Origin of the sequence: Segatella sinensis (assembly GCF_040095255.1) — a bacterium.
Taxonomy (GTDB): domain Bacteria; phylum Bacteroidota; class Bacteroidia; order Bacteroidales; family Bacteroidaceae; genus Prevotella; species Prevotella sinensis.
Genome location: NZ_JBBNGE010000011.1, coordinates 40211 through 65861 on the forward strand (window position 1 = coordinate 40211; position 25651 = coordinate 65861).

25 protein-coding genes are annotated in these 25651 nt (G+C 45.3%); 20 read left to right on the forward strand and 5 right to left on the reverse strand.

Annotation, left to right across the window (positions count from 1 at the left end):
- Positions 1-157: 157 nt before the first annotated feature.
- Positions 158-2074: a MutS-related protein gene (locus tag AAAT87_RS04930; protein ID WP_349225799.1), complete on the forward strand. Its 1917-nt coding sequence runs from the start codon at positions 158-160 to the stop codon at positions 2072-2074.
- A gap of 166 nt (positions 2075-2240) precedes the next feature.
- On the opposite strand, the gene greA is transcribed toward AAAT87_RS04930, so the two are convergent.
- Positions 2241-2705: a transcription elongation factor GreA gene (gene greA, locus AAAT87_RS04935; RefSeq protein WP_089544955.1), complete on the reverse strand. Its 465-nt coding sequence runs from the start codon at positions 2703-2705 to the stop codon at positions 2241-2243.
- A 220-nt stretch (positions 2706-2925) separates the two neighbouring features.
- Here greA and AAAT87_RS04940 point away from each other — a divergent pair, with 220 nt between their 5' ends.
- On the forward strand, positions 2926-4527 hold the full coding sequence (locus AAAT87_RS04940) for a PepSY domain-containing protein (RefSeq protein WP_349225800.1): 1602 nt from the start codon (positions 2926-2928) through the stop codon (positions 4525-4527).
- Here the strand turns inward: AAAT87_RS04940 and AAAT87_RS04945 are convergent.
- Positions 4472-5626 carry a 5-methyltetrahydropteroyltriglutamate--homocysteine S-methyltransferase gene (locus AAAT87_RS04945; RefSeq protein WP_349225801.1) on the reverse strand — a complete coding sequence of 385 codons (1155 nt, stop codon included), beginning with the start codon at positions 5624-5626 and terminating at the stop codon, positions 4472-4474. The two genes, AAAT87_RS04940 and AAAT87_RS04945, sit on opposite strands and share 56 nt — an antisense overlap.
- Before the next feature lie 248 nt (positions 5627-5874).
- Here AAAT87_RS04945 and AAAT87_RS04950 point away from each other — a divergent pair, with 248 nt between their 5' ends.
- The 8 genes from AAAT87_RS04950 (at position 5875) to AAAT87_RS04985 (ending at position 12506) form a co-directional block, all read left to right on the forward strand.
- Positions 5875-6369 carry an Lrp/AsnC family transcriptional regulator gene (locus tag AAAT87_RS04950; RefSeq protein WP_293466970.1) on the forward strand — a complete coding sequence of 165 codons (495 nt, stop codon included), beginning with the start codon at positions 5875-5877 and terminating at the stop codon, positions 6367-6369.
- 44 nt (positions 6370-6413) lie between these two features.
- Entirely contained in the window at positions 6414-7112 is a 699-nt protein-coding gene (locus AAAT87_RS04955; protein WP_296973003.1) for a M15 family metallopeptidase, read from the forward strand.
- Between the two features lie 439 nt (positions 7113-7551).
- Positions 7552-8709, forward strand: a complete 1158-nt coding sequence (locus tag AAAT87_RS04960) for a DUF3810 domain-containing protein (protein ID WP_349225802.1) — start codon at positions 7552-7554, stop codon at positions 8707-8709.
- A gap of 1027 nt (positions 8710-9736) precedes the next feature.
- On the forward strand, positions 9737-10126 hold the full coding sequence (locus tag AAAT87_RS04965; RefSeq protein ID WP_264958542.1) for an A1S_2505 family phage non-structural protein: 390 nt from the start codon (positions 9737-9739) through the stop codon (positions 10124-10126).
- Between the two features lie 37 nt (positions 10127-10163).
- A complete protein-coding gene (locus AAAT87_RS04970) occupies positions 10164-10700 on the forward strand; it encodes a tetratricopeptide repeat protein (protein ID WP_296973001.1) in 537 nt (178 codons plus the stop codon).
- 15 nt (positions 10701-10715) lie between these two features.
- Complete coding sequence (locus AAAT87_RS04975) at positions 10716-11321, forward strand: hypothetical protein (protein ID WP_296973000.1); 606 nt, start codon at positions 10716-10718, stop codon at positions 11319-11321.
- Positions 11322-11327: 6 nt separating this feature from the next.
- Positions 11328-12155, forward strand: a complete 828-nt coding sequence (locus AAAT87_RS04980; RefSeq protein WP_349225803.1) for an ADP-ribosylglycohydrolase family protein — start codon at positions 11328-11330, stop codon at positions 12153-12155.
- A 54-nt stretch (positions 12156-12209) separates the two neighbouring features.
- Positions 12210-12506, forward strand: a complete 297-nt coding sequence (locus AAAT87_RS04985; protein ID WP_349225804.1) for a hypothetical protein — start codon at positions 12210-12212, stop codon at positions 12504-12506.
- Positions 12507-12587: 81 nt separating this feature from the next.
- Here the strand turns inward: AAAT87_RS04985 and AAAT87_RS04990 are convergent, their stop codons facing one another.
- The gene (locus AAAT87_RS04990) at positions 12588-13061 is read right to left on the reverse strand and encodes a lipocalin-like domain-containing protein (RefSeq protein ID WP_296972997.1); all 474 of its coding nucleotides are present in this window, start codon (positions 13059-13061) and stop codon (positions 12588-12590) included.
- Between the two features lie 393 nt (positions 13062-13454).
- Positions 13455-14078 carry a vWA domain-containing protein gene (locus tag AAAT87_RS04995; RefSeq protein ID WP_349225805.1) on the reverse strand — a complete coding sequence of 208 codons (624 nt, stop codon included), beginning with the start codon at positions 14076-14078 and terminating at the stop codon, positions 13455-13457.
- Positions 14079-14323: 245 nt separating this feature from the next.
- Between AAAT87_RS04995 and crcB the strand changes: the two genes are divergently transcribed.
- The 10 genes from crcB (at position 14324) to AAAT87_RS05045 (ending at position 24336) form a co-directional block, all read left to right on the forward strand.
- Positions 14324-14704, forward strand: a complete 381-nt coding sequence (crcB, locus tag AAAT87_RS05000) for a fluoride efflux transporter CrcB (protein ID WP_089544945.1) — start codon at positions 14324-14326, stop codon at positions 14702-14704.
- Between the two features lie 35 nt (positions 14705-14739).
- Positions 14740-14922, forward strand: a complete 183-nt coding sequence (locus AAAT87_RS05005) for a hypothetical protein (RefSeq protein ID WP_349225806.1) — start codon at positions 14740-14742, stop codon at positions 14920-14922.
- Between the two features lie 142 nt (positions 14923-15064).
- Positions 15065-15673 carry a DUF6621 family protein gene (locus AAAT87_RS05010; protein WP_153128356.1) on the forward strand — a complete coding sequence of 203 codons (609 nt, stop codon included), beginning with the start codon at positions 15065-15067 and terminating at the stop codon, positions 15671-15673.
- A gap of 42 nt (positions 15674-15715) precedes the next feature.
- On the forward strand, positions 15716-16957 hold the full coding sequence (locus tag AAAT87_RS05015) for a saccharopine dehydrogenase family protein (RefSeq protein ID WP_349225807.1): 1242 nt from the start codon (positions 15716-15718) through the stop codon (positions 16955-16957).
- A gap of 20 nt (positions 16958-16977) precedes the next feature.
- Positions 16978-18009, forward strand: a complete 1032-nt coding sequence (gene recA, locus AAAT87_RS05020; RefSeq protein ID WP_089544943.1) for a recombinase RecA — start codon at positions 16978-16980, stop codon at positions 18007-18009.
- Positions 18010-18400: 391 nt separating this feature from the next.
- Positions 18401-20299, forward strand: coding sequence for a molecular chaperone DnaK (gene dnaK / locus AAAT87_RS05025; RefSeq protein WP_295025053.1), 1899 nt, complete (start codon positions 18401-18403; stop codon positions 20297-20299).
- A gap of 223 nt (positions 20300-20522) precedes the next feature.
- The gene (locus AAAT87_RS05030; RefSeq protein WP_295025054.1) at positions 20523-21377 is read left to right on the forward strand and encodes an HAD family hydrolase; all 855 of its coding nucleotides are present in this window, start codon (positions 20523-20525) and stop codon (positions 21375-21377) included.
- Between the two features lie 154 nt (positions 21378-21531).
- Complete coding sequence (locus AAAT87_RS05035) at positions 21532-21903, forward strand: hypothetical protein (protein WP_117661951.1); 372 nt, start codon at positions 21532-21534, stop codon at positions 21901-21903.
- Positions 21904-22004: 101 nt separating this feature from the next.
- Entirely contained in the window at positions 22005-22751 is a 747-nt protein-coding gene (locus AAAT87_RS05040; RefSeq protein WP_295025055.1) for a peptidylprolyl isomerase, read from the forward strand.
- 202 nt (positions 22752-22953) lie between these two features.
- Positions 22954-24336, forward strand: coding sequence for a BT3233 family polysaccharide utilization protein (locus AAAT87_RS05045; protein WP_349225808.1), 1383 nt, complete (start codon positions 22954-22956; stop codon positions 24334-24336).
- A gap of 235 nt (positions 24337-24571) precedes the next feature.
- Here AAAT87_RS05045 and AAAT87_RS05050 read toward each other — a convergent pair whose 3' ends face one another.
- Positions 24572-25420, reverse strand: a complete 849-nt coding sequence (locus tag AAAT87_RS05050; RefSeq protein WP_349225809.1) for a DUF4923 family protein — start codon at positions 25418-25420, stop codon at positions 24572-24574.
- Positions 25421-25651: the final 231 nt, after the last annotated feature.

Sequence of the window (25651 nt, forward strand, 5' to 3'; positions counted from 1 at the left end):
ATGCTTTTTAAGAGTTTTTATCGGTCTAGTATGTTTTACTCTTCCTGAAAGGAAAATCATAAAACGTCAAAATATAACCTAATTAATTTGGTGATTCGGTGTTTTTTTCATATTTTTGCCGCAAAATAGTTATACAGACATTAATATAGAAAAAAGTATGAATATCAAGGAGAATTATCAACAATATGTAAGCCGATACGCTTCTGAGGTGGCTGCCCTGAAGCGTAAGAATACGGGATTCATAACGGGCGAGCTGCTGGCTTTTGGCGGCATCCTCGCCTTCCTGATCTGCTATTTCGCATTGGATGGGGATACGCAGAACTATCTGTTGGGGGCGGTGCTGTGCCTGATTGCCTATCTGGAAATCAGACGACTTGACGATAAGAACAAGGAGAAGATAGAGCATCTTTCGGCTTTGCTCAAGGTTTATCAGGACGAAATCAAGGCTTTGGAGGGGGATTTCTCGCCTTTCGAGACGGGCGATTCCTATCAGAATCCGCAGCATCCTTATTCCTTCGACCTCGATGTCTTCGGCAAGAGTTCGCTGTTCAACCGCATCTGCCGAACCATCACATCGGGCGGTTCGGAGGCGCTCGCCAGGAATCTTACCCGGGAAACGCCTTTGAGCATGGAGGATATCAAAAGAAGAAGGGATTTGCAGAAGGAATTGGCTGGAGAAGGCGAAAACTGGCGAATGGAATTTCTGGCACTTGGCGAAAAGAACAGAAGCCAAACTGCGGATGGCAAAATGGTGAATGGCAAGATGAAGAAGATTGATTCTGCTGCGGTGGTGGATGCGATGCAGAAGGTTTCGAAGATGGAGGTGCCGGCATGGTTTGGATCTCCGGTTTCGCTCGTTATCGGATGGATGATGATTATCGGAGTCATCGGTTCCGTGATTTTATCGATATGCAATATGGTTTCGGTGGATTTCGCTCTGTGGTGGGTGTTGGTTCAATACATGGTGGTGTTCTTCGTCTGCAAGCAGACACTTGATAAGATAGACAGCAATGGCGGCAAGCTTCGACATCAGCTCATCGCCTATGCCCAGATACTCCAGCTTATCAACAGGCGCAATTTCCATAGCGAATTAGGCAAGGAGATGCAGAATTCCCTGGCAGATGCCCTGCCTTCCTTTGCCCAACTGGAAAAGATATTGAAGGGGTATGACAGAAGAGGCAACTTCCTGGGTCTTTTCTTCACCGATGCCTTCATGCTGAGTGATTTCTTCCTGGTTCGCAGTTTCCTGAAATGGAAGAATACCTATATGATGAAGATGGAGGAATGGATGCATATCATCAGCGAGATGGATGCAATGGTTTCGATGGCGGATTTCAGATATAATCATCCGGAGGCGGAAGAGGCGGAATTTGTTTCGGGAAAGCAGGAAGCAGATGCAGAAAGCGATGTTTCTGAAAATGCAGGAATCGGAAGTCCGGAAATCGTGTTCGAAGGTAAGAATCTCTATCATCCTTTCCTGGGTGCCAAGGCGGTGAAGAACGATTTCACCATCAAGGACGACAACTATTATATCATCACCGGAGCCAACATGGCGGGGAAGAGTACCTTCCTGCGTTCGCTGGGCGTGAACTATATCCTGGCGATGGCAGGTATGCCGATATTTGCGGATCAACTGAAGATTTCACGTTTCAGATTGTTCTCGAGTATGAGAACCACCGATGATTTGACGCACGGCATCTCTTATTTCAATGCAGAATTGATTAGATTGGAGGAGCTTCTGAAGTTCTGCAAGGAAAGTGCAGAGGGCAATAAGGAGCCACTCCGAACGCTGATTATTCTGGATGAGATTCTGAAGGGAACGAATTCATTGGATAAGCTGAATGGTTCGAGAAAATTCCTAGAAGCCATCGCCAAGCAGCCGGTGAGCGGTATCATCGCTACCCACGATTTGGAACTCTCCAAGATGGAGAATGATGCATCAGGCAAATTCCACAACTATTGTTTCGAGATAGATTTGGGCACAGATGTTACCTATACTTATAAGATACAGAAGGGTGTGGCAAGAAACCAGAATGCCACCTTCTTACTGAATAAGATTCTGGAGAAATATTAGAATAGAATTCAGAAGAAGTATTAATAGGACTTATAAAAGCACTAATATAGATTTTATATAAAAGAGAAACTCCCGATAATTTGATTGTTTCAAATTATCGGGAGTTTTCCTTTAAATGAATACATTATAACTCAACGCTAGCAAGTCATAACTCAACACTATCAAGTTATAACTCAACGCTATCCAGGCGGAATTTGAGCAAGCCGGCAGGTACCTTAACCATTACCTCATCACCAGCCTTCTTACCCAGAAGGGCCTTGGCGATAGGCGACTTGATAGAGATTTTGCCACTATGCAAATCTGCCTCGTGAGGATTCACGATAACATAACTCATGCTGCACTTGTTGGCGAGATTGGTAATCTTAATCTTGCTCAGCAAGCCAACGGTATCGCTCTTCAATCGAGACTTGTCGATGACACGGGCATTCTCCAAGACCTTCTGCTTGAAGCTGATGCGGCTCAACAGTTTGCCCTGCTCACGTTTGGCAGCATGATACTCGAAATTCTCGCTGAGGTCACCCTTATCACGAGCCTCAGCAATCGCATCACGAACGGCTGGCAACTCTACGTTAACCATGTGTTGAAGTTCGGCCACGAGCTCATCGTAGCCTTCTTGAGACATATATTCCATTTTTCCTTGTTTTCTAGTTTCTTATTGTTCTTAATGAATGATGATTTTTTATTCGGGGTGCAAAGTTACTAGTAAATCACGAAATCACCAAACTTTTTTAGTGAAAAAGTGAAGAAACTAAAGATTAGAAAAAACAGAGGCATCCTAAATCATTATTTTTGGGTATTGCAGAAGTAGATAGATATTCTTACCTTTGCAACCCATTTAGTAGAAAACAACAATGAGAGAAAAAAAGAAGAAACGTTTTACATGGAAGAAATACCATCGTTGGTTCGGACTTGTACTGTCTGTCTTTATGTTGGTATTCTGCGTATCAGGTATCATTTTAAATCATCGCCAGCTATTCGCCGGTTGTGAAGTAAGCAGAAGTCTGATGCCATCGGCTTATCATATCAAGAATTTCAACAACGGCATCATCAAAGGTTCTATCAAGATCAATCACCGCATCAGCAAAACTCCAAGTGATTCCATCCTGGCGTATGGTTATGGTGGCGTATGGCTTACCGATGCAGAGATGAAAAGCTGGAAAGACTTTAACAAGGGATTACCCAAGAACGTGGATGGCAGGAATATCCGCAACATGGTACAGACGAAGAATGGAGAAATCTGGTGTGCAGCCATGATGGATGTATATCGCTTCGACGGAAAGGAATGGAAGATGTTTCCGCTCGCAGATAATGAAGAGCGTATCGCTGACATTACATTGACCAAAGACAGCACAAGCATCATCGCCATGACCCGTTCTGCCGTTTATGAAATATCCGGAAAGAAGACGGATGCAGCCAACGAAAAGAGGGATGCAATCAGCAAAAAGACGAATATTACCCGCAAAATCATCGGTCAACCGGAAGGTTTTGTTCCGGAAGTTACCCTTTTCAAGACCGTTTGGAACCTGCATAGCGGTGCTTTCTTCGGATTAGCCGGAAGATTGGTGGTAGATGCCATCGCCATCGTACTCATCATCCTTTCGATAACGGGCATCATCCTTTTCATTCTTCCTTACCGTATCCGCCGACAGAAGAGATTACAGGCAAGAGAAAGAATGATGAAGCTTGGCAAACAGATGGTGTTCAATGCGAAATGGCATAATAAATTAGGATACACGACTATCATCCTTACGCTTTGGCTATCGATAACAGGTATGTGTCTCCGACCACCTTTAATGATACCTCTGGCGATGAACAAAACTACAGAAAAGGTGAAGGATGGAAATGTCTGGCACGATAAACTTCGTGCTATCCGATGGGATGCAGCAGAGGGCAACTGGCTTGTTTCTACCTCAGAAGGTTTTCTTCGAGTGGATGAGCATTTCTGCCAGAAGCAGGTTTTATTGGATAAGAAGCAATCGCCAAAGATAAGTCCGATGGGCGTGAATGTTTTCGAGAGTGACGGCAAGGGTGGCTGGCTGATAGGATCATTCAGCGGTATGTTCCGTTGGAATCCGGAAAAGAATCTGATTGTGGATTATTTCACAGGGAAAGCCAACCAAGGAAAATCGATGATTCCGATTTCCAGTTCTTTGGTCAGCGGTTATTCCAAGGACTTCTTTGGAGGAAAAGAAGTGATTTTCGATTATAGCAAAGGGGCGAGCTTAGGTGAAACAACATCTACCCCCGAGTTGCTTTCTGCCACCCCCATGTCGCTTTGGAATGTGGCATTAGAACTCCATGTGGGTAGATGCTATTCTCCATTCTTAGGACCTCTTTCCGACCTTTTCGTCTTCATCTCCGGCTTGCTGATTACGCTGGTTTTGCTTTCCGGCTACATCATTCTGCATCGGAGAAAGAAGAAGAGCCCCAAACTTCCTCGGAAATCTCTCTAACCAGATCTATTTTTGCCCATTGCTCAGCATCGGTCAGTTTATTGCCAATCTCACAAGAGGCAAAACCGCATTGAGGACTGAGGCTTAAGCGATTGAGAGAAATATACTTGGCAGCTTCGTGGATTCTGGCGATGACCGTAGCCTTATCCTCCAACACAGGAGATTTAGAGGTTACCAAACCCAGAACCACCTTCTTGCCATCTGCCACATATTTCAATGGTTCGAAACCGCCCGAACGCTCGTCATCATACTCCAGATAGAAGGTATCCACATCTTCATGAGCGAAGAGATAAGGAGCCACGGCATCATAGGCACCCTTGGTGGCATAGCAGGAATGATAATTGCCTCGGCATACGTGGGTGTTGATAGTCAATCCTTCCGGTTTGCCCTCGATGGCAAGATTGTTCACCTTCAGATATTGCAGGGCTTCCTGCTCAAGGGTGAAACCTGTGCCCACCTTAGCCTTCCAGTAATCGCTATCCACAATCATTCCCCAGGTGCAATCATCCAGCTGGATGGTGCGGCAACCGGCTGCATAGATTTCCTGGAAGAAGGTGCGATAAGCCTGGGCAATATCTTCAATCAGCTGGGTGGTATTAGGATAGAACTTGCGGGTGTTCTCGGCATTCTTGCCACGAAACAACTCTGCAAGGAACTGAGCAGGCGCAGGCACCGTCTGCTTTGCCTCGAAGATATATTCGCCCTTAGCATCCAACTCCTCAAACTTCTTCACAAACAGGAAATCCTTGATAAAAGGATGATTCTCGCCGGTAATCTTGCCGGTCAGTTGGATAGAACCCTTGGTTGTCTCCTCGCCATGAAACTGGTAGCCATGCTCCAGTTCGATATGTTCCACACCATTGAATCCCCACATAAAGTCGAGATGCCAATAGCTGCGGCGGAACTCGCCATCAGTGATATAAGGCAGGCGATGCGCCTTCTGCTGCCTGATGACCTCAGTAATCAGACGGTCTTCGATGCAGCGAAGGTCGGTGGCAGAAATCTTGCCATCAGCAAACTTGGCTCTTGCTTCTTTCAACTCTGCAGGATGCAAATAGCTGCCCACTGCCTCAAAATGTATATTTCTTACGTTGCTCATTATTTTATCTCCTATATTTTTTAATGAAGAATGACTCTTAATTTGCCATTATCAGATGATGAACGGCTCTTTGCATCCGGAATTGCGAGTGCAAAGGTAAGAGAAAGAATTTTATCTGCCAAATATTCTTCGTAATTCAGAAAAATATGCTATCTTTGCAGCGTATTAAGCAAATTCACAGAATATTATTCTGCAAGAAACGCTAAAAGGAGAAACAAAGAAACTATAAAACAGAAAGAAAAGGAACAATGGCTACAGAAGAAAATCTCGATGAAATCGATATCAAGATACTCAAGTTGTTGCAGCAGAACTCACGACTCACCGTGAAGGAACTTGCCGCAAGAGTACACCTCTCCCCTTCTCCCACCTTCGAACGACAGAAGCGACTGGAGCGTGAGGGATACATCCAGCGATATGGAGCGATAGTGGATCATCACAAGATGGGACACAACGTGATTGTGCTCTGCAATATCCGATTGAAGCAGCACACCCATGATTTGATTCAGCAATTCATGGACACCGTGCAAACCATCGACCAGATAACGGAATGCTACAACACCACCGGCGATTACGACTTCCAGATCAAGGTGTATGCCCGGGATATGAAGGATTATCAGGACTTCATGCTCAACACCCTGGGAAATATCGACTGCATCGGAAGCCTTCACAGCATCATCGTAATTGGCGAAATCAAGGATTCGCATTATATCCCTGTGAATCAAAACAAGGAGAAGAAGAATTAAATCAAGAAAGAATGAAAGAGAATAAATATTAAGGAGTAAGAATTATGTTTTGGAAAAAGATCATCATCCTATACTTTGCTCTCCCCATGCTTTTCTGCCTTCCATCCAAGGCACAGAAGCCGGGAAATATCGTCAGCGAGCAAACCATCAGAAAACTTGGAGAGAAGCATTTCTTCTCCATCTCTCCTATCCCTGACCCCATCTTCCATCTGATGCAAGGAAAGACGTATAAAAAGAATTGCACCGTAGCAAGAAGCGAACTGCGATATCTGAGATGCCTGCATGTGGATAAGGACGGCAGGAAGATAGTGGGAGAAATGGTGGTGAACAAAGCGATAGCTGCTGATGTACTCGCTATCCTCAGAAAGCTATATAAGGCAAAATATCCGATAGAGCGAATGAGACTTATCGACTACTGGGATGCCGATGACGAGAGGGCAATGAGGGACAACAACTCCTCCAGCTTCAATTTCCGATTCATCTCACATACCAAGACCGTTTCGAAGCACGGCAAGGGACTTGCCGTTGACATCAATACCCTCTACAATCCCTATCATAAGCATTTGAAGAATGGCAAGGAAGTGGTAGAGCCAGCTACGGCACGACCTTATCTCGACCGTAGCAAGCACCATGCTTACATGATCAGAAAGGGCGATTTATGCTACCGGCTCTTTAAAGAGAAAGGGTTCCGATGGGGTGGCGACTGGAAACATAGCAAGGATTACCAGCACTTCGAGAAATAAGGACACAAGAAGGCTATGCTGTTGTTGCTTGAGATTCTGCAACAAATAGCATAGCCTTTTTATGATCTGGCTGCTTTATTATCTAGCAGCATAACTAGCTGATAATCCAACTGTCCTTAGTAAGAATTGTCTAACTGCATCCAATTACCTAACTGTACCAAACAGAATTATAATCTCTGCGGTCATCTTCCTCATTATAGAGGTTCTCATACTCTAGGTTCATTGCCTCGAATTTTTCCTGTGTCTGTTTCATAATAGCCCCTCCTATTACTTTAAGTTAATAAATTCGTTTCTATCTTTTGTATATGCAAAAATAGCAAAAAAATGAATCGATGCTGTCAACTATTCAGAAAACTTTTGTATTTTTGCATCAGAAAGCCATATTTGGCGACATTAAGAACAATTAGAATAAAGAATAAGAACAATTAGAATAAAAAACATGAAGATACTGCATACATTTCGACTCAATCGGGTAAAGTGGCGCCACTGGTTATTGCTGGTACTGCTCCTCCTCATTACTCTTGCCAAAATGATTCCTCTATGGGGATTCATCTACACCACCCGTATCTATCCGATTATCGGCACACTCCTTTCTCCCATCTCAGGATTTTTTCCTTTTGCCGTAGGCGATATCTTCATCGTTCTCAGCATTGCCTGGGTTATCTTCTATCCCATCTATGAGATAGGATTGAGAAAGAAGCTTGCCAAGCGATACTTCTTCCTGGCAGCAAAGAAAGGCAGCTATCCCAAGAAGAAGGTTATATTCGGAAGAGTGGCAGAATACCTGCTTTGGGTATATGCCTGGTTCTACATCGCCTGGGGATTGAACTACTCCCAGCCGAATATCTATGATAGAATAGGAATGAAGCCGGTGGAAGTAAGCGAAGCTAAATTCAAGGCATTCGCCTATCAATATGCCGACAGCCTCAACGCTTTAAGCATTTCTTCTGATATTGCCGGGAGTAGCATTTTCTCTGATAGCATCGTAGATGACGGTTTGAAAAATCGGGTGCGGGATGCGGTTCTGAAGGAATATAATAAAATAGGTTATAAGGAGGGTATCAATGCACCTTTCAACCAGCATCCTCATGTCAAGACGATGGTATTCACACCCCTCAGTTCGATGTCGGGCGTTACCGGAAGCATGGGGCCTTTCTTCTGTGAGTTTACGCTTAATGGAGATATTCTCCCCCACGATTATCCTGCCACCTATGCCCACGAGTTTGCTCACTTTCTGGGTGTAGCCAACGAGGGAGAGGCGAATTTCTACAGTTACATCGTGTGCACGGCATCGGCAGATAAGCTGATGAGGTTCAGCGGCTATTACCACATATTCTTCCACGTACTGAACAATGTATTCGATATTCTCGGCGAAAAGGAGGGAGAAAAATTCCTGAAACATATCCGTCCCGAGATTATCCAACTGGCAAAGAGCGACCGCCGCTACTGGCTCGGCAAGCGATGCAAGGCATTGGATGCCGCCCAGGATTTCATCTTCGAACTCTACCTCAGGAGCAACCATGTGGCAGAAGGCAGGAAGAGCTATTCGGGCGTTGTCGGCTTGATACTGGCTTGGGAAGAAAAAAATAATACTTGAATGGTACGATTATATGACCATCCAAAACGGGAAAAGTAAAAAAGGGGATACTTTTTTTCGATACCAGCTTAATTTTTGCATCATTTTCTTCTTTTAATAGAATATAGAAGAGAAAAAATGGGCAAAACCTGCCATTTCTTTTGCAAAAAGTATATATTTGCAATCGAATTGCAGATATCAAAAAGATATAGATATGAAGAAAGAAAAGAATTTTTCAGACACTGATTTTTCGGAAAAGATAGAACCATCGGATAAGAAGGCATTAGAAAGCTTATCGGATGATGAGATTCTGCAGGGCTTCAAGGATGCCGATGCCAGAATAGTGAGGGAGTATTACTACGGATACTGCCGGGTGGCTTATTGCATCTACGATAAGCGATACGACCTGCAGCACAAGCCGGGCATGGACTTTTATTCATTGGCTCACGAATACTATCTCTATCTCTGTGAACACGGCTTCAAGCCGCTGGAAGACCGAAAACCGAGCATGTCGCTCAAAACCTGGATGGTGAATGGCTTCCGGTTCCTGCTGCTGGATAAACTGAAGGAGGTGGTGAAGGAGCATCGCTTCGAGAGTTTCGAGGCACGACAGGAAAGCCGCAAGATGCAGTTTGACGTAACCGACAACCAGTTTGAGCACGATCTGTACCAGACGATAGAAGACATCGGCAATTTCTATTATGGCAGAGACAGCAAGAACAGCATCATCCTGAAGATGCTCTATATAGAGGGATTCAGGGGCAAGGACGTAGCCGCTCAGTTGGGCATATCCCATTCTGCCGTCACCCAGCGTTGTCAGAAGATGATGCACGATGTGGTGATTCCTTATTTCAAGAGATACTTCGATGCATCGGAATACGGAAGCTATCTGTCGTTCGGCGATGAAGACGCATCAGTTTCCAGTGCTCCTAAGATGTCGATGCCGAGAATGAGTTCTATGCCGAGAATGATGGCAGAATGCATGTGCTGCGAGGAATCGGCAGATAATGGCAATAACATATTTAATAATAAGAATAATATGGAAGATATGAAGAAGGGAAGAATCACTCCTAGCTGGATTGATTCATTGAAGGAAAACGAGATTTTTGTGTTTGGCAGCAATCTGGCTGGCATGCATGGTGGTGGAGCAGCCCGTATAGCCCGCCTGCATTTCGGTGCCGTCATGGGCAAGGGTGTAGGCTTGCAGGGCCAGAGTTATGCCATCCCTACGATGCAGGGCGGCGTAGAAACCATCCGTCCATACGTGGAGGAATTCATTATCTTTGCCCATCAGCATCCCGAGCTACATTTTCTGGTAACCCCAATAGGTTGCGGCATCGCCGGTTTCGAAGCCGAAGACATCGCCCCTTTGTTCGAGAGCGCAAAGGAGATGAAGAACATCAGCTTACCGGAGAGTTTCTGGGAGGTGATAGAGTAAAGAAATGGAGTAATATACAATTTAAACATCATAAGATATGAAGACAAATAAAAAAGATAAGTATTTTGATATACCAAAGAATTATCAGAATTTTGTATTGGTACAAAAGACAAATGCAAAACCAGAAGATTATGGTTATACAGAGGAGGCTGTATTGAATGTTTTGAATCTGGTCAAGAATGATCCAAACAATTATGACCTTGAAGATGACGAGCTACAAAACGACTTAGGTTGTTTCTTCAACGACGGTGTATGCGTTGAAAGAAATGTAGAGTTTGCTAAATATTGGTTTGCCAAATCTGCAGATCAAGGCAATGACTTAGCTCGTAGCAACTTGGCAGACATCTATCGTAAAGGTACAGATGGAACAGAAGTTGACCTAAAGAAAGCATTTGAATTGTATAAGGCCTGTGGTTTGCCATACGCCCACTATCGTTGTGGAGAATTTTACGAGAAAGGTTGGGGAGTAGATAAAAATATAGAAGAAGCTAAACGCTACTATTCATTAGCCTACTCAGAAGGACATCCTTTGGCTAAAAAGAAACTAAAAGAGTGGAATTTTTTAGAGGATTAAATTAGAGGATTAAAGATGAGAAATCAAACTATACCACAAGAATATGAGCCATCCCCAAGCGAAGTTGAAAAATACATTCGCTTGTGGGATAGCTTAGACAATTATGTAAATCAAGAGAAAGCTCTTGACAAATTGTTTTTCAGCTTATGCCAAAAGAATAATACCATAGAAGATGTTCTGCTAAAATGCTCTACACTAAATGACTTCTATAGTACCAACATATTTGATATTCATGCTGTTGCCAAGCATATACTATCAATTGCTGATTTTGACAAGAGACTGAAAAATGGAGATTTAACATTAGTGGATGAAATTGCCCACGTCGAAGTTGGAAAAGAAAAGAAGCAGCATTTTTTCTACTCATTTGCATCAAAATATTGCAGCCACCATCAACCATTAATGTATGCTATTTACGATAACTATGTAGAGAAAGTGTTACTGTATTTCAAAAGACGCGACAAGTTCTATAATTTCAACAATTCCGACTTACGAAACTACCCAGTTTTCATCAATATTATACATAAGTTCCAAGAGAGCTATGGGTTAACAGCATACAATCTAAAAGAGATAGATAAATATCTATGGCAATTAGGTAAATCTTATTACAAAAAATATAATTAAGTAACTATGTTAGGAGCAATGATAGGAGATATTGCTGGCTCAAAATATGAGTTCAACAATACGTTTGATTATGATTTCGAGATATTCGGAGAGGGATGCGACTTCACCGATGATACCATCTGTACGGTAGCGGTAGCCGATGCGATACTGAACGGACGAAGCTATCAGGAAAGCCTGCTGGATTGGTGCCGCCGCTATCCTTCTCCAAAAGGAGCGTATGGCGGAAGATTCGCGGGGTGGATTCGTTCTCTTGATCCGCAGCCATACAATAGCTTTGGCAATGGTTCGGCGATGCGAGTATCACCGGTGGCTTGGCAATTCAATGACCTGTCGCAGGTTTTGGAAGAGGCCGAGAAAACGGCTCTTCCTACCCATAACCATCCCGAAGGAATCAAGGGAGCCAAAGCCGTGGCTCATGCCATCTGGCATTTCAGAAAAAGCAAATTCTCAGAGGAATCCAAGGAGTGTAAGGGTGAGAAAGCTAAAGAATATGATGATAAGGCAATGAAAACATTCAAGAATATCGCCCGCAGCTATTACGAAGATTTCGAAACACGAGATTATCCGAAAGGCAAGTTCGACGAAACCTGCATGGATGCCGTGCCTTTATCTTTCTATCTCCTCTCGCAAGCCTTATCCTTCGAGGATGCCATCCGCCTAGCCATATCTCATGGCGGCGATAGCGATACCATCGGAGCCATCGTCGGCTCCATCGCCGAAGCCCGATTTGGTATTCCACAAGAAATAAAAGAGAAGGCAATTTCTTTTCTTCCGGATGATATGAAAGATGTATTGAAACAATTCGCAGGAAAATGCGAAATAAAGCCCCAATAATTTTGGTGTTATCGAAGAAAAACCGTAATTTTGTGGCAATTAAAACAAGTAAATATGACGAATCATGATTTTTGGATGTCCATCAGTGACATAATCAATGAAGGATTTACATCTGAAGGTCTAGCAAAATTAGATGATTATGCAGAACAATTCAGTACTGGAAAGATCTTATATAAACGATTTTCACCGTCAGAACAGTATGGGTGCTGTGAAGGAGGTAGAATCCATGTTATTGCATCCTTACTCGCGGGAGCAGAAGTTGGCACAGATCAACTCTCTGCACCAAAAGGCAGTTTCAAAAGAGAGCAGCAACTCGGAAATATCCAAAAGAAGCGAATTAGCCATGATTGAAAAATTGAAGAAAAGAGGATTGATATAAAACAAAAAAAGCAGCACGTGAAATCATGCTGCTTTTTAAAATTCTTATATAATTTAGTTTACTCGCTTGCAAGTAATTCTCTGCTTATACTGAGGGCCTTCCTCTAAGGTAACCTCCAATACAACAGTATCATTTTTGAAGGAAACAACAGTATAAGTTATATCTATATCACCTCTGTTGTCATACAGAATGATTTTATTGCCAGAAACCTCATATTTGTAAGTATAGCTAGATGAATGCCAGTCACCACCATAATACCAATACCATTTGTAGGTTCCATCACCCTTGAAAAGGATTCTCTCACTATCCCCTTCAGGAACATCCTGATCAACCTTAATAAGATTCTCATCCTCTGTATCATCATATCCCCAGCCAGAAATGTGAGTCGTCTGCCACATTCCTATACAATTAGTCTTGATATCATCTTGTGATGGAGCATCGTCATCATCAGATGAACAAGCGGTGAAAGACACCATTGAGAACAAGGCGAAAAGAATCGCCATTAAAGAAAAATGTAACTTTTTCATAAGTTGTGCCCGTTATGCCGATAGCTAAGCTTTTAATGTTATTAAATTAGTGAATCCGATAGATTATAATTGCGAAGCCATCGTTCTCTACATTACCTACGGATACAAAACACGTGGACGAAACCTGTCCACATTGCAGCCGTAGGAAAAGCTGAGGAAAACGACAAGTAACGCCCACGCTATAGCGGACGCTTACTATCTGCCGGTATTCCTGCTTTTTATTGAAGTTTCCTACGTTCCAATGTGCATGACCGAATAGCAAACGCTAATTTAACCATCAAAAAACAGAAGTCAAACTCTTGCGAGAAATCATTCTGGTTGCAAAAGTACAAAAACTTTCTGAATAATCAGCATTTACCATTCATTTTTTTCGTCAACTTCTTCTTTTTTATCTTATTTCTCCTCAAAGTAACTCCCAGCTTCCATCTTGCAATCCATCGCACGGCACTTGTTGTAACGCTCTCTGGCTCTGTTTTCTCTTGCAAACATCGCCTTGGTGCCAGCCTCATCTTCCGAGAACTGAAGGTGGTTGTCGATACCCATATCCTGAGCGATGTTCTCCACATCAAGATCATCGGTGCCGATGAAGGTAAAGGTCCAGTTCTGCTTCTTCAACTTCTCAATGAGGTTCTTGATCATCTCCAAATCATACTCCTCGCTGCAATTCTCCTCACCATCCGTAATGATGGTTACCAATACGCTGTCATCCTCGGTAGTCAGGGCGTTGATCTTGGCTATACCCATGCCTATGGCATCATAAAGAGGGGTGCCGCCACATGGGTTGTAATCCCTTGAGGTCAAAGGGGTGGCATGACGGGCAGACACATTATCATAGAACAGATTCTTGTGGGTGCTATCGAAGGTGATGAGCGTTACACGCTGCTCCATGTTCTTATGCGTCTTCTGCATTTTCTGAATCGTGGTCAGGGTCTCGTTGATGCCCACCAGTGCCTGGCGCTCGATAATGCTCATGCTGCCACTCTCATCCACTACCAAAAGATTGAATACTCGTTTCATAACTTGTTTCTCCTATTAATTTTAATTGTTCAACATATTCTGTTTTCATCAAGAAGAGGGAACTTTCCCCTCTTCCTGATTGCTTCTTTATCCCTTAAAAGAAAAAATAGAGGGAAAAATTAATCTGAGGATTATCTTTTTTCAAAGATATTTTTGCCAGTAGAAATAAAACTCGTACTTTTGCACCCAATTATTATATCATACAAGTTATTAAATTACATCAAGTTACTATATTATATAAGGAGATGAAAGAAATATTGATAGTAAGCATCGGCAGCTTCTTCGGAGGCGGCATGAGATATTGGATTTCAAAGATGGTGCAATCCTGCACGGTGATTGCCTTTCCTTTCGGAACCATGGCGGTGAATGTGGCGGGATGCCTCATCATCGGTTTTCTCTCGGGATTGAACTGGCGGGAAGGGGGATGGATGTCGCCATCTGCCAAACTGCTGCTCACTACGGGATTCTGCGGAGGATTCACAACCTTCTCTACCTTCATGAACGAGGGGGCAGGATTGATGAAGGAGGAAAATTACCTCTATATGATGCTCTACCTATTCGGAAGCCTGGCATTGGGGCTCGTCGCCGTACTCGCCGGACATTATCTGGCGAAGATTATCGCATAAAATACTTCAGAGAATAGAAAGAAGAAGCCCCCGGATTGCCGAGAAAGAAGACCGGAGAACAGAAAGAAGAAGAACCCGGATTGCCGAGAAAGAAGACCGGAGAACAGAAAGAAGAAGAACCCAGATTGCCGAGAAAGAAGAAAGGAGAACAGGAAGAAGAAGAACCCGGATTATCGCATAAAATACAGAAGATAGGATTCCATCAGATGAAGAAATGATGAAAATTCTATCTTTTTTATTATTTTATATTTTCAAAATGCCTTAATTACGAAATTTATTCGTAAATTTGCAGAAAATAATCTGCACTCGACTATTTGAAAGCATGCTTTCATTGTACTCGTTTGCTTAATTTTTGCACCAATGAATACATTAGATACAAACAATATAAAATGGAGCGAGAATGTAATCATCGCTGATGCCGATTATATCGACAAAGTGGCTTTCGACCTAACTGTCAACTTCGAGCGAATGATCAACCGCCGCATCCAGCCAGCAGATATGGCTCAATGGGCAGTGTGCATTGCCCTCGACGGAGGACTCAGAGAGGGGGAGCACGAAACGCAAGTGGTGCTTATCCATGATAAGAAATCTCTGGCGATGAAGAATTTCCGCCCTTCCAACTATGAGAAGGATCTCAACGCCCAGGCTTTCAAGGATGATAAGCTGGGAGAATTCATCTTTGCCTCTTATCCTACCGAGGAAAAGATGGTGGGAAAGGATGAATTCCTCGTAGAAGTGGCACGCACCGTATGCAACACCAAGGAGGTGAAAAGGGTGATGGTGATTCCGAACTCGGAAGATGGAGATGCCTACGACCAGCTGAGAGATATGCTGAGAAAGGTGGAGGATGACGACAAGCGCATCACGCTCTTCGCCATGCAACCCATGCCGGGAGGAAACTTCCGACAGGAGATTCTGGGTTACTCGCTGATGAACGCCCTCGGAATCTCGGCAAAGGAGATAAAATAAACATTAAAATAATAAACATAATAATAAAAAACAAAATTATAAATGAGTAGAGTACTTATGATTGGCGCTGGTGGCGTGGCTACCGTGGCTGCCTTCAAGATCGTCCAGAACCAGGATGTTTTCACCGAGTTTATGATTGCTAGCCGTCGCAAGGAAAAGTGCGATAAGCTGGTTAAGGATATCCACGCCAAGGGCTACAAGATGGATATTCAGACGGCTGAGGTGGATGCCGACGACGTTGAGCAGTTGAAGGCTCTCTTTAATAGCTATAAGCCTGAGCTTGTCATCAACCTTGCTTTGCCTTACCAGGATCTCACCATCATGGATGCCTGTCTTGCTTGCGGTTGCAACTATATGGATACCGCTAACTATGAGCCAAAGGACGAGGCTCACTTCGAGTACTCATGGCAGTGGGCATATAAGGAAAAGTTCGAGCAGGCAGGTCTCTGCGCTATCCTCGGCTGCGGTTTCGACCCAGGTGTTTCCGGCATTTTCACCGCATACGCTGCCAAGCATCACTTCGATGAAATCGAGGTGCTCGATATCGTGGATTGCAACGCCGGAAACCATCACAAGGCTTTCGCAACCAACTTCAACCCTGAAATCAATATCCGCGAGATTACCCAGAAGGGACTCTGGTACAAGGATGGCGAATGGATTGAAACCGACCCTCTGTCTATCCACAAGCCTCTCACCTACCCTAACATCGGCCCTCGCGAGAGCTATCTGATGCACCACGAGGAGTTGGAGAGCCTGGTGAAGAACTACCCTACCATCAAGGAGGCACGCTTCTGGATGACCTTCGGTCAGCAGTATCTCACCTACCTCGACTGCATTCAGAACCTCGGTATGAGCCGCATCGACGAAATCGAGTACGAGGCTCCATTGGCAGATGGCTCAGGCAAGACAGCCAAGGTGAAGATTGTTCCATTGCAGTTCCTCAAGGCAGTATTGCCTAACCCACAGGATCTTGGCGAGAACTATGATGGCGAGACATCCATCGGTTGCCGCATCCGTGGTAAGAAGGATGGCAAGGAGCGTACCTACTACATATATAACAACTGCAAGCACCAGGAGGCTTACAACGAAACCGGCATGCAGGGCGTAAGCTACACCACTGGTGTGCCAGCCATGATTGGTGCGATGATGTTCCTGAAGGGCATCTGGAAGAAACCAGGCGTCTGGAACGTAGAGGAGTTCGACCCAGATCCATTCATGGAGCAGTTGAACAAGCAGGGATTGCCATGGCACGAGGTGTTTGATGGCGATTTGGAGATTGATTAAACTTTAAACATGAAAAGAATATGGCAAAAGAGATAGAAGAGGGCAAATTGACCCCCAACGAGGGAAAACTGAAAGCCCTCCAGGCAGCCATGGCGAAGATTGAGAAAGACTTCGGCAAGGGCTCTATTATGAAACTCGGCGATGAGCACGTCGAGAATATCGAGGTGATTCCTACGGGCAGTATCGCTCTCGACAATGCATTGGGCGTAGGCGGTTATCCAAGGGGACGTATCATCGAAATCTATGGTCCTGAATCTTCTGGTAAAACAACATTGGCCATCCATGCCATCGCAGAGGCTCAGAAGGCGGGCGGTATTGCTGCCTTCATCGATGCCGAGCATGCTTTCGACCGCTTCTATGCTGCCAAGCTGGGCGTGGATGTGGATAACCTGTGGATTTCACAGCCAGACAATGGTGAGCAGGCATTGCAGATTGCCGATCAGCTGATCAGCTCTGCTGCCGTAGATATCGTGGTAGTTGATTCTGTAGCTGCCCTGACTCCTAAGAAGGAAATCGAGGGCGACATGGGTGATAACGTGGTAGGTCTTCAGGCACGATTGATGAGCCAGGCACTCCGCAAGCTCACTTCTACCATTAGCAAGACCAATACTACCTGCATCTTCATCAACCAGTTGCGCGAGAAAATCGGCGTGATGTTCGGCAACCCTGAGACAACTACCGGTGGTAACGCCTTGAAGTTCTATGCATCAGTTCGCCTGGACATCCGCAAGGCAACAGCCATCAAGGACGGCGAGGATGTGGTAGGTAATCTGGTTCGCGTGAAGGTAGTGAAGAACAAGGTGGCTCCTCCTTTCCGCAAGGCGGAATTCGACATTATGTTCGGCGAAGGCATCAGCCGTGCCGGCGAGGTATTCGGTTTGGCAGTAGCCAACGGCATCATCGACAAGAGCGGCAGCTGGTACAGCTACGGCGGTTCAAAGCTCGGACAGGGTGCAGATGCCTGCAAGGCATTGCTCAAGGATAATCCTGAGCTTCTCGACGAGCTGGAGGCAAAGGTTCGTGAAGCACTCGCTGCCAAGGATCAGAAATAAGACTCAGATGAAGTAAAACTCAGATAAGGTAGGTTACACCTTATTACATATAGGGACATTATCTGGAAGAAGAAGAAAGAGTTCCCTAAAAACGAAATAGGAATCAAGATATGAGGAATGCGACATTTTATCGCTTCTTTTATCTTGATTCCTTTTATTTTGTCAGTACCTGACTGACAGCTTGTCAGCCAAAATCAGGAAAACACAGAAAACAAACAGCCAAATCCAGAAAAAAAATCCATTGGCACACGCTTTGTTAATTAGAAAGCGTGAACACTGAGTTCAGGAGGTTCCCGATAGATGCATATCTTCGGCAGACTTCCCCCGAAGGCAGCGATTCATGAGATAAATAACAATATTAATAACGAAAAAATAAAAAAAAGATATAATCATGGGAAAAGTAATTGGAATTGACTTGGGTACCACAAACAGTTGTGTTGCCGTTTTCGAAGGTAGCGAACCAGTTGTAATCGCTAACAGTGAAGGTAAGCGTACTACTCCATCAGTAGTAGGTTTCGTTAAGGATGGTGACCGCAAGGTAGGTGATCCTGCTAAGCGTCAGGCCATCACAAACCCTAAGAACACTGTATATTCTATCAAGCGTTTCATGGGTGAGACATACGCTCAGAGCCAGAAGGAAGCTGAGGCAATGCCTTACACCGTAGTAAACGAGGGTGGTTATCCACGTGTTGAAATCGAGGGTCGCAAATATACTCCACAGGAGATTTCTGCAATGGTTCTCCAGAAGATGAAGAAGACTGCAGAGGATTATCTCGGACAGGAGGTTACAGATGCTGTTATCACAGTTCCTGCTTACTTCTCTGACTCACAGCGTCAGGCTACAAAGGAGGCTGGTCAGATTGCAGGTTTGAACGTTCAGCGTATCGTAAATGAGCCTACAGCCGCAGCTTTGGCTTACGGTGTTGACAAGGCTAACAAGGATATGAAGATTGCCGTATTCGACCTGGGTGGTGGTACATTCGATATCTCTATCCTTGAGTTCGGTGGCGGCGTATTCGAGGTACTTTCTACCAATGGTGATACTCACCTGGGTGGTGATGACTTCGACCAGGTAATCATCAACTGGTTGGCTGATGGTTTCAAAGCAGAAGAAGGCGTAGATCTCCGCAAGGATCCTATGGCTATGCAGCGCTTGAAGGAGGCAGCTGAGAAAGCTAAGATTGAGTTGTCTAGCTCTACATCTACAGAAATCAACTTGCCATACATCACAGCAGTTGACGGTATGCCAAAGCACTTGGTTAAGACTTTGACCCGTGCACAGTTCGAGCAGTTGGCTCACAACCTGATTCAGGCTTGTCTCGTACCTTGCCAGAATGCCGTTCGTGATGCTAAGCTCTCTACATCAGATATCGACGAGGTTATCCTGGTGGGTGGTTCAAGCCGTATCCCAGCCGTTCAGACACTCGTTAAGAACTACTTCGGCAAGGAGCCTTCTAAGGGTGTTAACCCTGATGAGGTAGTAGCAGTAGGTGCAGCTATCCAGGGTGCCATCCTGAACAAGGAAGAGGGTGTTGGCGACATCGTATTGCTCGACGTTACTCCATTGACTCTCGGTATCGAGACCATGGGTGGTGTAATGACCAAGCTCATCGATGCTAACTCTACCATCCCTTGCAAGAAGAGCGAGGTATTCTCTACAGCAGCTGATAACCAGACAGAGGTTACCATCCACGTATTGCAGGGTGAGCGCCCAATGGCAGCTCAGAACAAGAGTATCGGTCAGTTCAACCTGACAGGTATCGCTCCTGCTCGCCGTGGTGTTCCTCAGATTGAGGTTACCTTCGATATCGATGCCAACGGTATCTTGAACGTATCAGCTAAGGATAAGGCTACAGGCAAGGAGCAGAGCATCCGCATCGAGGCTTCATCTGGCTTGAGCGAGGACGAGATCAACCGCATGAAGGCTGAGGCAGAGCAGAACGCTGCTGCTGATAAGGCTGAGCGCGAGAAGATCGACAAGATGAACCAGGCAGACAGCATGATCTTCACCACCGAGAACTTCCTGAAGGATAACGGTGATAAGATTCCTGCAGACAAGAAGCCAGGCATCGAGCAGGCATTGCAGCAGTTGAAGGATGCTCACAAAGCAGGTGATGTTGCAGCCATCGATTCAGCTATCAACAACTTGAACACCGTAATGCAGGCAGCTTCTCAGCAGATGTACCAGGGCGGCCAGCAGGCAGGTCCTCAGGGTGGCCAGCAGGCACAGCAGGGTGCTAACGATGGCGCTCAGGATGTTCAGGATGCAGATTTCGAGGAGGTTAAGTAATCTCTCTCATCATAGAGATATTAGATTAGCATAAAGATCAAAGGCGTGTAAGGCTCTGAAAATGAGTTTTACACGCCTTTTTTCGTGTCTTTATGTTTTTTTATATATCTGCTTATGGCTTTATCGCAGAAAAATATGTATATTTGCAGGTTATGAAGGGGCGGAAGTTCCAGCAAGAGAAGAAAAAGACAAGTTCTAGTAAAAGAAGGAAAGGAAACGGGATATGGCAAAGAAAAGACCGCAGGTAGCACTGGTTTATGATTTTGACGGGACATTATCTCCCGGCAACATGCAGGAGTTCGGATTCATCCAGGCAACCGGAAAGACGAAGGAGGAATTCTGGGATAAAAACCGGAAGCTTGCCGTGGGCAAGGATGCCAACGGCATTCTTACCTATATGTATATGATGCTGGATGAAGCGAAGAAGAACCATATCTCGCTCACCCGCGAATCCTTCCAGAGCTTCGGCAGGAATGTGGAGCTCTTCCGTGGCGTAAGGCAATGGTTCTCGTTCATCAACGAATATGGTGCAAGCATCGGTCTCGATATCAAGCACTATATCAACTCCTCGGGATTGAAGGAGATGATAGAGGGCACACCCATCGCTCAGGAATTCGAGAACATCTATGCCTGCTCGTTTCTCTATAATGAGGATGGCATCGCCTATTGGCCAGCCGTAGCCGTGGATTATACCACGAAGACGCAGTTTCTCTTCAAGATCAACAAGGGCATCCGTCAGGTGAGCGACAACAGCAGGGTGAACCAGTATATTCCTGATAACAAGCGCCCTATCCCTTTTCCGCGAATGATTTATTTCGGGGATGGAGAAACCGACGTGCCCTGTATGAAGATGGTGAAGGAGCATGGCGGTCATTCCATTGCCGTATATGATACTCCCCAGAAGGAGGCGATGGCATGCCAACTGGTAAGGGAAGGCCGTGCCAACTTTATGTGTACGGCTAATTACAGCAGGGGAAGCGTGATGAACATCATCGTGAAGCGAATTCTGGATAAAATCAAGGCGGATTTCGAATTCGACAGATTGATAGAGGTGAACCAGAAGAAGGCGTGGAAGTAAAGGGGTGGCTTGACAGGAGGAAGGAGGACAGGCGATGGAATCGCCTGGAACGGAGGCAAAAAGGGGGACTTGCAACTTGAAGCGAGGGGCTTTTTGCTGAAACGCTGAAACGCAGGAAAGAAAAAGAAAGAAATATAATATTAATAAATAATTAATGGGAAGAAACAAATACTCAGCAGGAGAAATCAAGGAAATCGGAAAGTTGCTGCGCCTGAAGAATGCCGGCAACCGTTTGCAACAGAAATTGATACGCCACGACCTTCGCGTGGATTATGAATTCAACATCTCTGACTTCAATGAGCCGGGCAAGGCTTTCGGCGAGGAGGAACTGCAGGATGCCATCAAGCGTGGCGCCATCCAGATTCTCGACGATGCCACCATCGAAGCCATGAAGGCGAAACGTGCAAGAGACAAGGCACGTGATGAGGCAGAGAAGCAGAAGGATGCCATCGCCAGCGGTGAGCAAACCGACTGGCAGGAGGCAATGAAGGAATGGAACGAATGGGAAAGTTCTAAAGAAAAATAAATGTTAGAATCGAATTCCGAAGGAGATTCCGAGATAATGAATTCCGAAAGAAATTCCGAGGATTTATTGAATTATAAATAAGATAGAAACAAAAAAGAAATATGGCTAAAGTATTGATCAAGACTTCAGAGGGCGACATCAAAGTGCGCCTCTACGACGAGACTCCTCAGCATCGTGACAACTTCCTGAAGTTGGCGAAGGAGGGATATTTCGATGGAACACTCTTCCACCGTGTCATCAAGGATTTCATGATCCAGGGCGGCGACCCTGACAGCAAGGGCGCTCCTAAGGGCAAGATGCTGGGCACGGGCGGACCTGATTACACCATCCCTGCCGAGTTTGTTTATCCACAGCTCTTCCACAAGCGCGGTGCCTTGAGCGCTGCCCGTCTGGGCGACGAGGTGAACCCTGAGCGTGAGAGCAGCGGCAGCCAGTTCTATATCGTCTGGGGAAAGACCTACAAGCAGAACGAGCTGAAGCAGATGGAAAAGCAGATGGGCATGCAGATGGAGCAGAACATCTTCAACCAGCTTGCCAAGGAGCACCATGATGAAATCATGAACTTCCGCCGCAACCGCGACCGCGAGGGCTTGATGAAGCTCCAGGATGAGCTGGTGGATGAAACCAAGAAGCGCTGCAAGGAGCAGGGTTACCCTAAGTTTACCGAGGAGCAGCAGAAGGCTTACACCGAGGTGGGCGGAACCCCATTCCTCGACAACCAGTACACCGTTTTCGGCGAGGTAGAGGAAGGTCTTGACGTAGTAGAGAAGATTCAGAACTGCGAAACCATGCGTGGTGACCGCCCTAAGGAGGATATCAGCATGGAGATTTTCATTATAGAGGAGTAAAGGCTTTAAGTAGCTTCAACTATTCATTCGTATTAAACTCAAGTTTCGCATGTAATACATGCGAAACTTGAATATTGAGCCCACTTGAAAAAGTCCCGAATCATATTCTTTGTCTTTGTAACTTATTAACAATCAATAGTACGTTTTCGTAAAAATGACTTTTTCAAGTGGGCTCAATATTAAACAAAAAAAACAAATCAAAATGAAAAAGATTCACGGAAAAATGATGAAGGGCATCACGGCCAGAAGCCTGATGATGCTCCTGACATTGGCAGGTTCTAACTACTGCCATGCACAGCAAGCCACTCCCGGAAAGGGAGCGAAACAGCAAGCCGCAGCCATGCAGCAAGCTACCATCGTGGTCAGCAATCCAACTTCCACCCCCCGCACGGAACTCATCTCTCTCAGCATGAGCGAGGTGAAGGCGAAGCTGGGCAATGCCACCCCCAAGAAGGGCGAGGCCTATATCGTGAAGAACAAGCGAGGACAGCAGATTGGCTCGCAGATTACCCACGATGGCCTTCTGCTCATAGATGCCAGCGTGCGTCCTCACGGCTCTGCCACTTACTACGTGAGCATCGGCAAGCCTTACCAGCAGAAGGTTTATGCCACCGGCGCTCTCTATAAGATAAGAAAAGACGATATCGCATGGGAGAACGACCGATGCGCCTACCGCGTATATGGTCCTGTCCTGCAGCGCACCGGCGAGCGCTCCTTCGGCACCGATGTATGGGTGAAGAATACCCCCGACACCGTGGTTTACGAGCGATACGTAAAGGATATGAACGGAAATATCAAGGGTGATAAGATTGATGCCAAGGTGAGAGCCTTGCAGAAGCAGGAGAAGGTAGAGAAGAATACAGCAAAGGCAGCTGCTCTTGACAAGCAAATCAAGGCTCTTCAGGCAGAATCACGAGAGACGGATATCCTCACTTCCTTCCATCTTGACCATGGCAACGGCCTCGACCCTTATCGCGTGGGTGCTACACTGGGATTGGGTGCACCAAGCCTGATGGTGGGCAAGAACCAGGTACTGCCTTACTGCTACAAGGATTACAGGATATTGGATAACGGTCCGCTCCGCTTCACCGTGGAACTGACTTACAACCCATCTACCGTGGGCGATATAAAGAACGTGGTGGAGCACCGCATCATCTCGCTCGACAAGGGCAGCAACTTCAACAAGATGACCGTATGGTATGACGGCTTGACCACTCCTACCGATTTCGCCACCGGTTTCCCAATCCACGAGGAGGATACGGAGACGAAGACCTTCGCCAAGGATTACGTAAGCTATGCCGACCCTACTGATAACGTAGAGGTGAACAATTCCCAGGTATATGTGGGCGTACTCTTCCCAGAAGGCATCGACCACACCTACTACCAGCTCTTCGATAAGAAGCACGATGGTGCCACCGGTCATGCCCTCGGCTTGAAGCGTGGCTTGAAGAACCAGGAGAAGTACAGCTATTATTTCGGTGCTGCATGGAGCCAATATGATGTAAGAAGCTATGCCGAATGGCAGATTCGCATCAAGGATTACCTGGATGCATTGAAGACTCCTCTCCAGGTTGAGATAAAATAAAAACTTCGAATACTACTTTTTTATCTCACTAGGAAATATTAGTTTCTTCACTGTGTAAATGTTTGTAATCCACTAAGAAAATTATGTTCCGCAGTGCTGAACTTAAGTTCAACACTGTGGAATACAAGTTCAGCACTGCTGAACATAAGTTCAACACTGCTGAATATAGTTTTTAATTAAGAGTACAAGAAATACTCGTTCTTCTAAAATCTTAAATCTTTTATTGCTATCAATCTTACTTCGTCATCTCGAAGCCAATGCGCACGCCATCGTAGTTATCCACAATGCTGCTCACGGCACTCATCGTAGTGCTGCCGGTAAGATTCAGCTTGCTCAGGGTCTTGACCAGGGTGAGCAGCTTCTTCTGCTCGAAGAGCAGGCTGATGCCATTGGCTGTGCGGGTGGCAAAACCCGAAGCACTCAACAGCAAACCCTTCAGCTGGATGGCATGCGTCTTCTCATCGAAGGTATAGGTGCCGTTCCATGACTTGCCGTCGATCTTGGCAGCAAAGGTGCCATCGGTCTTGAAGGTAAAGTAGGTATTGCTATTGCTGAAGCCGAACTTACTGTAGTACTTGCTCAGATCCTCCTCTATCTTGCTGGCAGCAATCTCGCCACCAGCCTTTGCCAGCAGGTTTTCTGAGGTGAAGGCGCAACCCGGCTTGCTGTACTTCCAGGTATGGGCACAGAGATCTGCCTGCGAGAAGGTGGCTGAACCAATCACATTGTTCAGAATGCCACTGATGATGCTGCTGCCAGTGGAGCTGCTGCCAGTAGTAGTGCCGCCACCCAGCAAACCGCCCAATACGCCTGCCACTACGCTTCCTGCAGAATAACCACTATTGGTGGTAGCCGAAGTAGGAGTAGATGCCGCAGCTGAAGATGTTGCTGTAGATGAAGAAGTAGTCTTCTTGGCTGTTGTTTTCTTGGTAGTTGTTTTCTTCTTCGATGTCTTTTTAGTTGTTTTCTTCACAGGCATCAATTCAGAAAGTGAAGCCTCCTGAACAGCTTCATTCATTGCGCATACATTGCTGCCGGAAGTGCTGGCAAGCACCAGGGCAGCCATTAAAAATACCTTTCTCATTTTTTACTTTCTATTTATTATAATTGTAACTTTCGTTTAAACAAAACTCACTTTTCATCATTATTTGCTATTTTCTTAGACGAAAGAGATGGCGAAAGGTTCAAATATCGTTCAGAAAAAGGTATAAATGTTTCTTTTTTTTGACGTACATCAAAAAAGAACGATTATTAGCATAAATTTATCAAAAAGTGTACCCGAATATGATAAGAAAGCCCTATCTTTGCACCGTTA